Origin of the sequence: Chamaesiphon sp. OTE_8_metabat_110, from assembly GCF_031382685.1 — a bacterium.
Classification (GTDB): domain Bacteria; phylum Cyanobacteriota; class Cyanobacteriia; order Cyanobacteriales; family Chamaesiphonaceae; genus Chamaesiphon.
On record NZ_JANMZA010000297.1, the window covers coordinates 1 to 10,565 of the forward strand.

The following is a 10,565-nucleotide window of genomic DNA, read 5'->3' on the forward strand; positions in this document are numbered from 1 at the left end:
TAATTAAATATAAGATATCGTGTAGGGTGGGCACTGTCTTGATTCGCTCGATCTGGAGGAAACCTCCAGGGCGCGAATCGCTGCCCACCAGCTAGGTTCCAGACATAATCTATCTTATAAATAATTGCATCTACCTACTTAAGTAAGATTTAGTTATGAGTGCGAAAGTCAGCATTACTCTCGATGAAGATGTCCTGGAATTTGTAGATCGGTCGAGCCAAAATCGCAGCCAATTTATCAATGAAATACTGTCCCAAGCCAAAAAGAACAAGTTGCTACAAGAGCTGGCTGATGCCTATACAGAATTAGCCGGAGATCCTGAATATCAAGCTGAAAGCAAGTTATGGGATGTCACCGTAGGAGATGGCATCGATGCCTAGTGGCGATCTCAGGTACTTCTTTGAGCTACAAAATATTGGTATGAAACCCACTCGATCGAGACTAGCCCCCAAGTACCGAGCAGTTGCAGCGATCGCGAAGATCGCCATAGTGTCATCCGATCGATAGAACGATTACAGGCAAATAGCGCGTTAAACTCCAAACATTGCTCTATACTCTTTGCCCCACCCGAACGCTATCGAGGTAACTTGTGGTAGGTCTAAATCCGATCGACGATCCGCCCATCAAATTAGAGACCAAAACATCCATTGAGATCGCCCGGATTCCCACTCCTGAGATTCGCCGAAGCTTAATTGCGTCTTCGATCGATGGGGTATTTGCCGCTATTTATTCTAACCTCACCAGCGGCGTGTTGCTGAGCAATTTCCTGGTCGATTTGCGGGCAAATTCATTTGAAGTCGGTATTTTAGCCGCCATTCCGATGTTAGCCAATGTCGTCCAACCGCTGGGAGCCTGGTGGGGCGCTCGATCGAACAGTCGGCGCAATTACTGTTCGAGTGTCAATATCCCCGCCCGATTTGCGTGGGTATTACTGGCGCTGGGGATTAGCTTATATACTCGGCATCTGCTCGACGATCGCACGATGGTCATCTGGACGATGGTGGTAGTCGCCGTGAGCCACCTCCTCGGCGGGTTGGGGAGCGCCACCTGGTTGAGTTGGATGGCAGCGCTAGTCCCGAGTAAATTGCGCGGTCGCTACTTTAGCATTCGCAATACTGTCTCTAATCTGACTAGTCTCATCGCGGTGGCGCTGGCAGGTTTCTGGGTTGCTAACTATCCCCGAGGTGAAATTGAAGCCTACGAGATCGCGATAGGAGTAGCGATAATCGCTGGGTTTGTCAGCATGGTGTATCAATGGCAAATGGTCGATGTTAGTCCGCCAAGGCTGGCTGTCGCCAATCCTGAGAACTTTGAGGGAAATGCAACTTCAGTGGCTCCAGAGGCTGAATTTGCCGCACCACAGATCTCCGACGCGATCGAGACGATCCTGCAAGATCGCTACTTTTTGGGATTTACGATCTGTTTTAGTGCTTGGATGTTTTCGCTCAATCTCAGCGCGCCATTTTTTAACCTGTACCTGCTTCAAGATCTCGCGATCGATGTGAGCTGGGTAACGCTCTACAATAGCTTGACATCGGCGGCTAATCTGGCTTTACTCATTCCCTTTGGTCGCTGGAGCGATCGAATTGGCACCCAGATTCCGCTGATTGGCATGGGACTAGTCATGGCATTGTTACCCGTGTTGTGGCTGGGAATCGGCACAGATTCACTCTCGTTGTGGGTGGGTTTACCGCTGCTATTTATTCTCAATGGTGGTGCTAGTGCCGCGATCGATCTGTGCTTAAATAATCTCCAGATCGAAATCGCTCACGAGCATCATCAAGCCCAGTACTTTGGCATTATCGCCGCGATGGGTGGGATTAGTGGTTCCTTGGGTACCTTAGTGGGCGGTACGGTGGCTAGCTGGGAAATTGTCGGTGGATTGACGGGTTTATTTGTGATTTCCAGCATCCTCCGGTTATTATCTCTATTGCCGATGATTTTCCTGCAACCAGCGGGCGAACGCTCTGTATTTCAATTACTAGAATTTACCTGGTTAGCACGATTGCTAAAACGTTCTGATTCACTATGAATTCAAAAGCCCCCTGCTTGGTGCGCTAATCCGTCGGGAAACCCGACGAACGCGCATCCGCTTTTCAAGGGGGTTGGGGGATTTAGATCTCAAAACGAAGTCCAACCGACGTGTGTATACACCGTAGCTTATAAAGGGGATGCTAGGTGGGGTAAAGATCCATAGCTTTAATTCTTTAAATTGGAATCGGTATTACTAGCTAACTGGAGGAACACTTCATCAAACTTTAATAAAAAGTATCCCGTCCAACCCTGTGAAAAACTCCACCAACCATTCAACCCAAAAATATAGGCTCTGGGTAAACTTCCTGGCGGCGAATTCAGATCGCAATTAAAGTCATCCCATTCCGATAACCATCTCCCACCAACCCGCCACCGCACACATTCACCAAACTTATTTTCACTAATTGTTTGGGCGTGCATATTTCCCGATGACTTACAGCCAAGCTGCTGCCACAAATCGCGCTGCACGCTAAATCCAAAGCGCCCATTACTGGCTGTAACCCACAATCGATCGATCTCAGTCAACGCCTGCTGTGAAATGTGCGGCACATCTGTGGTTGATAACCAGCCCTCTCGCTCGCGATTTGCTAATGATAATAACAAGCGTTTAGTTTCCAGATCGGCTGCTTTAAAATTACCTAAATTAAGTAATTCTTCTAAGCGAGTGCCAGCACCAAAAGTTGACCCACGATCGTCAGCAGGCTGGACTTGCTGCATAACTAGAGATCGATCGGATTTCAAGAACTCATATGCAGTATTAATCAACTGAAACTTTGCTCGTGCTTGCTGTTGTAAAACGGCATCGCCCACAAACCGATCTGGATGCCAAACTTTCGCTAAATTCCGATAAGCCTGCTTAATCTCCGCTGGTGAGGCTCCAACTTCGAGTTCGAGCACTTGGTAGTGTAGCTCTGGTTTCATACGGGCAATTAGATTAAGCTATAAATGGTCGAGTTGGCGATCGCGCTTGTTGCTGCCAATCGCAGATCTAGGATACCCAAATCTCGATCGATTATCGATCGTCTCCATGATTTTGTGCCGTTTTATACCTTTATTTTTCACTATTCTCCAGCCTAGATCTAGCTGCGAGATTTGCTAGGATCCCACTGTTAAATCTACGAATTTTTAGTTACCTTTTTGTGAGTAAACATGACCCTAATTAACGACGAAATCCTCGCAACTATTCCCTCGCCTTGTTTTGTACTAGAAGAACGACTACTCGATCGCAATCTTAGCATCTTCGATCGAGTCCAGAAAGCTGCCCCGATTCGCATCATGCTCGCGCTCAAAGGGTTTGCATTATTTCCGAGTTTCCCCCAGATTCGCACCACCCTTCAGGGTGCGTCTGCTAGCTCCTTGTGGGAAGCTCGACTCGCCGCTGAGGAGTTTGGGAGCGAGGTACATGTTTATTCGCCAGCTTATCGGGATGAAGATGTGCCCGAAATTCTGACTTATGCTTCCCACATGACCTTCAATTCGCTCGCGCAGTACGATCGATTTCGCGCTCAGCTAGCGGCACATACGCCCCACAAACCCTCAGCCGGACTGCGAATCAATCCAGAGTATTCGCCCGTCACTACCGCCCTCTACAATCCCTGTCAGCCCTCGACTCGGCTTGGAGTATCCGCAGCGCAGCTAGGCGATACTTTACCAGCGGGTATCGATGGCTTCCTGTCGCATAATTTATGCGAGAGCGATTCATTTGCTTTGGAAAAAACGATTATTAATATCGAAAGATTATTTGGCAAGTTTTTACCGCAAATTAAGTGGTTAAACTTCGGCGGCGGTCATTTGATGACCCGCAAAGATTATGATATCGACCATGCGATCGCGGTACTAAATGCCTTTAGCGAGCGTCATCCCCACATTCAGCTCTGGATGGAACCAGGTTCGGCAATTGTCTGGGAAACCGGATTTCTCATTGGCAAAGTGTTGGATTTAATTCCAACTGATGATGTGGTAAATGTGATGCTAGATTTATCGTTTACCGCGCACATGCCCGACTGCTTAGAGATGCCTTATAAGCCCGCAATTCGCGGCGCAAGCGAGCCAAAAACTGGCGAACCAATCTATCGAATGGGTGGCTCTAGTTGTCTGGCTGGCGACTTTTTGGGCGACTACGCTTTCGATCGGCAGTTAACAATCGGCGATCGGCTGATCTTTGAAGATATGATGCACTATACGATGGTGAAAACTTCGATGTTTAATGGTGTCGTCCATCCCGCGATCGGACGACTCGATAAAGACGGTAAATTTGAGTTATGGCGTGAATTTTCTTATCAAGACTATCGCTCGCGATTGGGTTAGTATTTCAGATACCTGACTGTACTAGTTAGTTGGGTATCTGGCTATTCAACTACTAAGCTTAAGTACAGCTTCGATCGCCTTAAGTAGATCTGCTTCAGAATACGGTTTAGTCAGATAGAAGTCGATCCCTTGTTTTTGCCCCCACATCCGATCCAAATCTCGATCGCGAGCAGTACAAGCAATAATCGGAATTTCTTCGGTATCCGGGTAAACCTTTAGCAGCCGACAAAACTCAAAGCCATTAATTCCCTCCATCGTAATGTCTGTGACGATCGCGTCTGGCTGGTGCTTGACAGCCAATTCTATGCCATCTTCAGCATTATTTGTAGCAATAACTTCATAATTATTGTTTTGTAAAAGGAGCGTAATTAATTCCCGTTCTGATTGACTGTCTTCGACAACTAAAATTTTAATCATTGCTGCGATTCTTCAGACTAGTAAAGTATCGATCGATTAGACCGAATTCAACTCGACCGTAATTATCCAGTAACTGCTACCAATAATTCAAAGCTAAATTAATCATATATTACTTTATTATAAAGCACAAAGTTACATCGACACATTTCTGTCCGTCGATCGCGAGCGAATGTATAGCAAAAAAACTAGGTTAATATCGCTAGAGATTTAGTCATCACCAATTCCTACTGCATCTGCGATCGCTGCCAATCCACGCGCTTCTAATTTAGCTAACAATCCAGTTAAAATTCGATCGACCATCCACGGTCCATTATAAGTCCAACCCGTATATACCTGAATTAAACTAGCACCAGCAGCAATCTTTTCCCAAGCATCATCGGCGGTGAAAATGCCCCCCACGCCAATAATGGGCAAGCTGCCACCCGTTTGCTGATAAATAAACCGGATGACTTCAGTAGACTTTTGACGCACTGGTGCCCCACTAATTCCCCCAGCTTCTTCAGTAACTTTTTTGCCTGTAGCGGTGACAAAATTCGTGGTTAATTGCGATCGATCGATCGTCGTATTGGTCGCAATAATTCCGGCTAATTGGTATGTCTGAGATAGCTCTACTACTGCGGAAATATCCTCCCATGCTAAGTCCGGCGCAATCTTAACTAAAATTGGTTTTCGACCTTGATTTTCTTGTTGTAAAGTATCAAAAATAATCCGCAATGGTTCGATCGCTTGGAGATCGCGTAAATTCGGCGTATTCGGCGAACTCACATTAATCACAAAATAATCGCCCAAATCTTTTAACCGTTGGAAGCTACCTAAATAATCAGTCGCCGCCTCATCTAAAGGCGTCACCTTAGACTTACCCAAATTAATCCCGATCGGGATGGTAAAATCGTTAGCATGACGCTGTTTTAGAGCCTCCGCCAGCGCTGCACTACCCAAATTATTGAAACCCATCCGATTTAAAGCCGCCCGATCTTGGGGCAATCGAAATAATCGCGGCTGGGGATTCCCCGGCTGTGGATGATAAGTAACCGTTCCCAGCTCCGCAAACCCAAATCCCAGATATTGCCACATCCCAGCGGCAATTCCATCTTTATCAAAACCCGCCGCTAAACCAACCGGATTGGCAAATTTCAGCCCGAATAAAGACTGCTCTAGCTGTCGATCTGTCCGACAAAAATACTGCTGCAAGCTCGCCTTAGCAAGTTTGGTTAGCGGAGCCGTCGGCGTCGCATCGATCGCGTGTAGCAGGGCTAATGACCGCTGATGGACGACTTCTGGATCTGCTTTAAAACCCGAAAATAACAGCGGACGAATGGCGAGTTGATAGATATCCAAAGTATTATGAGCGGCTAAACGGTTGGCTATTGTGAAGTCTGTGGCGGCAATTGGAAGTAAACAGGTGGGAAATCGAAATGGCGATCGCGCAGATTTGATTTGAAGAAACTATATAATCAATTATCAGTCTAGATCTAAATATCAGAATTTAGACTATTCGGTCATTAATAAAGTACTTAATCTTTGAGGAGTATTCAGTGATCCATCCCATCCCACCGATCGTGACAAGTCCTGCGACAACAGCTCCACCCTCGCAGCCCGTAATTCATACAGCGCCAAAGACTAGCAGCTTTTCCAAAATTGCGCTGTCAAATTGGAAAAATCGCGCCCCACTCACTAGCCCCGAGATCCAAGCTCCCACCGCACCACGCAAAATCGCCCAGTCCGAACTCCCCGGTGGATCGACACCGCCGCCCCCAACCGCTCCACCAGCACCGAGCACTGTCGATACAGGTAGCGGCTATCCCTCCAGAATTCCCCGCAATTATTTTGGCCCAGCCATTGCCACAGGCAATGGTAGCGGTTCCTTTGGCGTCATTAGCAGGTTCGCATTTGGGGAAAATTATTCGCTGCGCCCTTCAGCCGTTTTTGGCGGTAACGGGACGATCGTGCGACTACCCATCACCTATGATTTTGTGTTTAGCGATCGAGAACCCTTCGAGCGCAACCCAGTGGTAACTTTCCATGCTGGTGGTGGGGTGCAGTATAGTTCCAATAGCGATTTCAGATTACTCGCAACCGTCGGTGTGGATGTCAACTTGTTTGAAGGTGTAGCACTAGTCAGCAGTTACAATACCGACTTCGGCCCTAATGCTGGTGTCAACTTTGGTGTGGGGTTTGAATTCTAATCGCTCTTGACGGTAGTTATCGCAACCGTCGGGGCGATGAGGACATCTCGACCATTACGGCAATACCCCTGACTTCTTTGAAGAAGTCGGGGGGTATGTCCGAAGCTAGCGCGGCAGTTGCTATAGCTAAAGAACCAGGGGAGAGACTCGATCTTGAGTCTCTCCCCTAATGAGGATTATCGCGCTCGATAATCCCGATTGAGTCGAGCGCGAGTAGCAAACACATCTATAGATCTCGATCGGTCGGTTAATAATTACGTTTAAAGACATCCTGTTGTAGATAGATCGCACTTGGCGACAGGGGAGGTAGCAAGGAAAAGCTATTGAATTTAGTATCGAAATTAAAATTCCGTTGTGGAACGTTAGCATAACTTCCCGGACTACTTCCACCAGCAATCCACTGACCGCTAGACTCTAGAGGTCTACCCACACTTACAAAGGAACCATAATAGTTGAAATATTCAGTATTTGTGCCCCAATCTTCCAGTAGACGGTAGTAGTTGTTCAGACCGCCGCTATATTTCGGCCCCGTACAGGCACGATTAAGGCCCAGATTATTACAACTACTCATCACCGAGGACAAAAAGGCAGCATTTACTGCCGTCGGATTACTAACAATATAGCGGCTAGTCCCAAAATTAACTGTCGAGCCATGCGAGGCGTTGGGAATTCCACAGCTAATCTGACCACCAGGCGTGTTCAAGAAATTTGCAGAACCTACACCGCTCAGACATTCATTGGAGAGAATCGTAATTACGTCAGCCATTACAGACGCAGGTAGCCGATCTACGCTGGGCACATTCACAGCAGTAGCAGGTTGAGCTGCACCATTATTATTAAAATTACCTTGAATGTAGACCGCGCGATCTGTGACTAACGTTAGCGCTCCAGGCAAATAGTCACCGCCATTGAATGCAAAGCCAAAGGGACTCTGACCGTTGGCACCACCGGGATATTTGCGGGGATAGTCAATCACGATCGGATTGCCACTAGTGTCTAGACTATTGGTGCCGTCAGGTTTTTTGCGGTAGATCGGCGCAGTGGTATCGGGAGTGATATCGTTGGTCGCCGAGATCGATCCATTGCCATCGAGATCGTCATTGACGGTAGCATGAAGCACCAGCCCACCCTCCGTAGTGTCACTGCTCCCCAATCCTAATGAAGTCAGTCTAATGGTGCCAGCGGCGGCTGCTCTAGCAAAAGCCAAGCCCGTCGTCACATTGACAGTATCAGCGAAACTATCAATCCCAGTGTTGAAAGCCGCGTCTTTGAGAGCGACAGTGGTTGCGTAAGGCAATGTCAGATCGGTGTTTGTAGCTTCGACATACAAACCGTCCCGATTCCAGACTGATAAACTGAGCACATTGGTTTGCAGCATCGTCATCCACCTCTGCTCGCGATTATCGTAGAATCCGCTATTGCGGCGATTTGCAGTGATTTGCACGATCGAATTATCGTTTTCGATCCGCTGGACAGGTGCGGGGAGAAACCAAGCATCTCGAAGTGCGGCGATCGCATTTGGAGATGCCGACAGCAGTGCCGTTCGATCTGCGGCAGTGAGTGTCGGAATACGCGTACTATCAATGAGCGTAGTAAATGTGTCTTTAAAAGCTTTCAGAGAGCCATCGACAACGGCACCAGTGTTTCCACCATACACACCATTGTCGAACGCTGTGTTGAGCGTAGCGTAATTAACGGGTGAAGGAGTAGATACTAGCGCGAGTTGGAGCGCACGGAGAACTGCATTGTTGTTTGTCGAACTACTCAATGTCGGTGGTGTGGGCAAGACGGTCGGCTTACCTAACATCGTATTTTCAGCGCCAAGGAGTGCAGCAGTTTGTTTGATATAAGTCCTAACCATCACTGGTTGACGCAGACTTTGGAGCTGACCTTTGGTAAAGATATTGCAACGCAGTGCCGCAAAATTGTTTCTGGTAGGATCGACATAGGTGGAGGCTGGATCGCTACCTGGTGCGGGTGGCGCTGTCGTACAAGCCCCACTACCACCAGTCTGGATCGATGTAAAGTTGAACGGGATGCGGCTGGAGTCGCGAGTCCACGGCGTCGTAGCTTTACTCGTAACATCTCGATCGGGCACCATTTCCAGCCGCATATCCGCCTTATCATAGTATCTACCGACCCGATCGTTATAATAATTACGTTTGCGTAAAAATCCTGCGTCGGGTACATTCAGAGTTGTGGCTCCAGCCACACCATCTTTAACTTGACCGCCAAAAGCAGCTATTTCTGCATTGGATAGTGGAGTGGTAAGAGATGTACCAACCAGCAAGCGCGTCCGAAAATAACTATCTGGGAAATAGACAGGTGGGGGACTATTCGTAATTGGATTGCCTGACTGAAGCACCCGCACCGCCGCAGTTCCCGGCGAGCTTAAAGGTTGACCTTGATATGAGAAAGAGGCATCGGTACGATCGTAAATCTCCCCAGCACTAGTGACTTTATCATTGAAATAGGTAGTTGCGCCTAAAGGAGCAGCCCCAGCCGGATTGGCAGCCGTACTTTGAGCATAGAGATTACCATTAGTATGTACCCGTCCACCGAGAATCATCCTCGGAGTGGAGGTCATCTCCAAGTCACCATCATAAAACACCGCAAATTGAAATAGCGGTACGATCCGACTCTTGAAATCCATTTGCAAAACAGTCTTGCCATCACTGTTCTGAACTGGGTTGCTGGGATTTGTCAGATTTGGTTTAGCAGCCGTAGCGTAGACGGTGTAGCGATATTCTAAAGCATTCAATCCCGCATAAGTCTGCCCCGCAGGAATAAGTTTAGGATCTGGTGCTGGTGGACTCGAACCTGCGACATAATCCGTCTTGTCCTGTACGAAAGTAAAGGCTGTATACTGAATGCTATTTCTACCGCCATCTTGCTCGCTTAAAACTATAGCGCCAGATCCATCGGTACTAGTAGTCTGAGCAATATTGTTATTGTATTGAAATGGATAGTTCCGACACTCGAAGTCGTTGTTAGCCGTTGGCGTAGTAGTCAGCGGTAGCGAAAAGCAATTTGAGATATTTGCCGGGTTGGGAGTTGCAGTTTTGTTGTCTGGGAGAGTGTAACCGACAAATTTTTGGCGAAGTTGATCGGCGCGTCTGTTCAATCCCGACTCAGCCGCATAGAAAGTATTCGTGCCATCGATATAGGCGTTGGTTGATGACTTGGTGAGGTTGGTCATCGTCATGTATACCGCCAACAGACTAAACATGGCGATCGTGATAATCGAGACGATCATCATCGCATAACCTCTGTCCGATCGAGCATCTTGCTTAGCTAGCTGTTGTGCTCTGAGGATGAAGTGGACAAGAGATCGATCGGGGTTTGGTTTGTTCTTCATCATCGGTTACTCAGAATTGGGAGAGATCGTGTCTACCCAGTTTGTCGGAATGGGCAGGAAGTGTTCGATCTAGATAGAGTTGACAAATATTTGTGTAGCGGTTGTGGATTCCGAGATCGCAGCAGCAGACATGGCTGCGATCGAGCGGTAGCTAATTATGCAAGGTTGTACTCTTATATTGCCCAAAATGAATGCCATACCTGTCATCGATCGCCAACAATCATTTTTGCGATGACGACACTATTTCGGCTCTCAATTGCGAC

9 protein-coding genes are annotated in these 10,565 nt (G+C 47.6%); 5 read left to right on the forward strand and 4 right to left on the reverse strand.

The window, feature by feature from the left end; genetic code table 11:
- Nucleotides 1–155 precede the first annotated feature (155 nt).
- Both RMO52_RS10620 and RMO52_RS10625 read left to right on the forward strand, forming a co-directional pair.
- Complete coding sequence (locus RMO52_RS10620; RefSeq protein WP_310413817.1) at nucleotides 156–380, forward strand: hypothetical protein; 225 nt, start codon at nucleotides 156–158, stop codon at nucleotides 378–380.
- A 209-nt stretch (nucleotides 381–589) separates the two neighbouring features.
- Entirely contained in the window at nucleotides 590–2,032 is a 1,443-nt protein-coding gene (locus tag RMO52_RS10625) for an MFS transporter (RefSeq protein WP_310413820.1), read from the forward strand.
- A 167-nt stretch (nucleotides 2,033–2,199) separates the two neighbouring features.
- On the opposite strand, the gene RMO52_RS10630 is transcribed toward RMO52_RS10625, so the two are convergent.
- Nucleotides 2,200–2,955 (reverse strand): GUN4 domain-containing protein, encoded by a 756-nt coding sequence (locus RMO52_RS10630; protein ID WP_309741416.1) that lies wholly within the window; start codon nucleotides 2,953–2,955, stop codon nucleotides 2,200–2,202.
- 228 nt (nucleotides 2,956–3,183) lie between these two features.
- Between RMO52_RS10630 and nspC the strand changes: the two genes are divergently transcribed.
- Entirely contained in the window at nucleotides 3,184–4,341 is a 1,158-nt protein-coding gene (gene nspC, locus RMO52_RS10635; protein WP_309741415.1) for a carboxynorspermidine decarboxylase, read from the forward strand.
- A gap of 45 nt (nucleotides 4,342–4,386) precedes the next feature.
- On the opposite strand, the gene RMO52_RS10640 is transcribed toward nspC, so the two are convergent.
- Nucleotides 4,387–4,758, reverse strand: a complete 372-nt coding sequence (locus tag RMO52_RS10640) for a response regulator (protein ID WP_309741413.1) — start codon at nucleotides 4,756–4,758, stop codon at nucleotides 4,387–4,389.
- Nucleotides 4,759–4,965: 207 nt separating this feature from the next.
- The gene (locus RMO52_RS10645; protein WP_310413824.1) at nucleotides 4,966–6,096 is read right to left on the reverse strand and encodes a quinone-dependent dihydroorotate dehydrogenase; all 1,131 of its coding nucleotides are present in this window, start codon (nucleotides 6,094–6,096) and stop codon (nucleotides 4,966–4,968) included.
- A 221-nt stretch (nucleotides 6,097–6,317) separates the two neighbouring features.
- Here RMO52_RS10645 and RMO52_RS10650 point away from each other — a divergent pair, with 221 nt between their 5' ends.
- Complete coding sequence (locus RMO52_RS10650) at nucleotides 6,318–6,944, forward strand: hypothetical protein (protein WP_310413827.1); 627 nt, start codon at nucleotides 6,318–6,320, stop codon at nucleotides 6,942–6,944.
- A 247-nt stretch (nucleotides 6,945–7,191) separates the two neighbouring features.
- Here RMO52_RS10650 and RMO52_RS10655 read toward each other — a convergent pair whose 3' ends face one another.
- Nucleotides 7,192–10,305, reverse strand: coding sequence for a hypothetical protein (locus RMO52_RS10655; protein ID WP_310413830.1), 3,114 nt, complete (start codon nucleotides 10,303–10,305; stop codon nucleotides 7,192–7,194).
- A gap of 57 nt (nucleotides 10,306–10,362) precedes the next feature.
- Between RMO52_RS10655 and RMO52_RS10660 the strand changes: the two genes are divergently transcribed.
- The coding region (locus RMO52_RS10660; protein WP_310413833.1) for a hypothetical protein at nucleotides 10,363–10,565 on the forward strand (203 nt) is incomplete at its 3' end.

Bases quoted from the DNA above. Each gene is read 5' to 3' on its own strand.
- RMO52_RS10620 (WP_310413817.1), top strand. From the start codon at position 156: ATGAGTGCGAAAGTCAGCATTACTCTCGATGAAGATGTCCTGGAATTT.
- RMO52_RS10630 (WP_309741416.1), bottom strand. From the start codon at position 2,955: ATGAAACCAGAGCTACACTACCAAGTGCTCGAACTCGAAGTTGGAGCC.
- nspC (WP_309741415.1), top strand. From the start codon at position 3,184: ATGACCCTAATTAACGACGAAATCCTCGCAACTATTCCCTCGCCTTGT.
- RMO52_RS10640 (WP_309741413.1), bottom strand. From the start codon at position 4,758: ATGATTAAAATTTTAGTTGTCGAAGACAGTCAATCAGAACGGGAATTA.
- RMO52_RS10655 (WP_310413830.1), bottom strand. From the start codon at position 10,305: ATGATGAAGAACAAACCAAACCCCGATCGATCTCTTGTCCACTTCATC.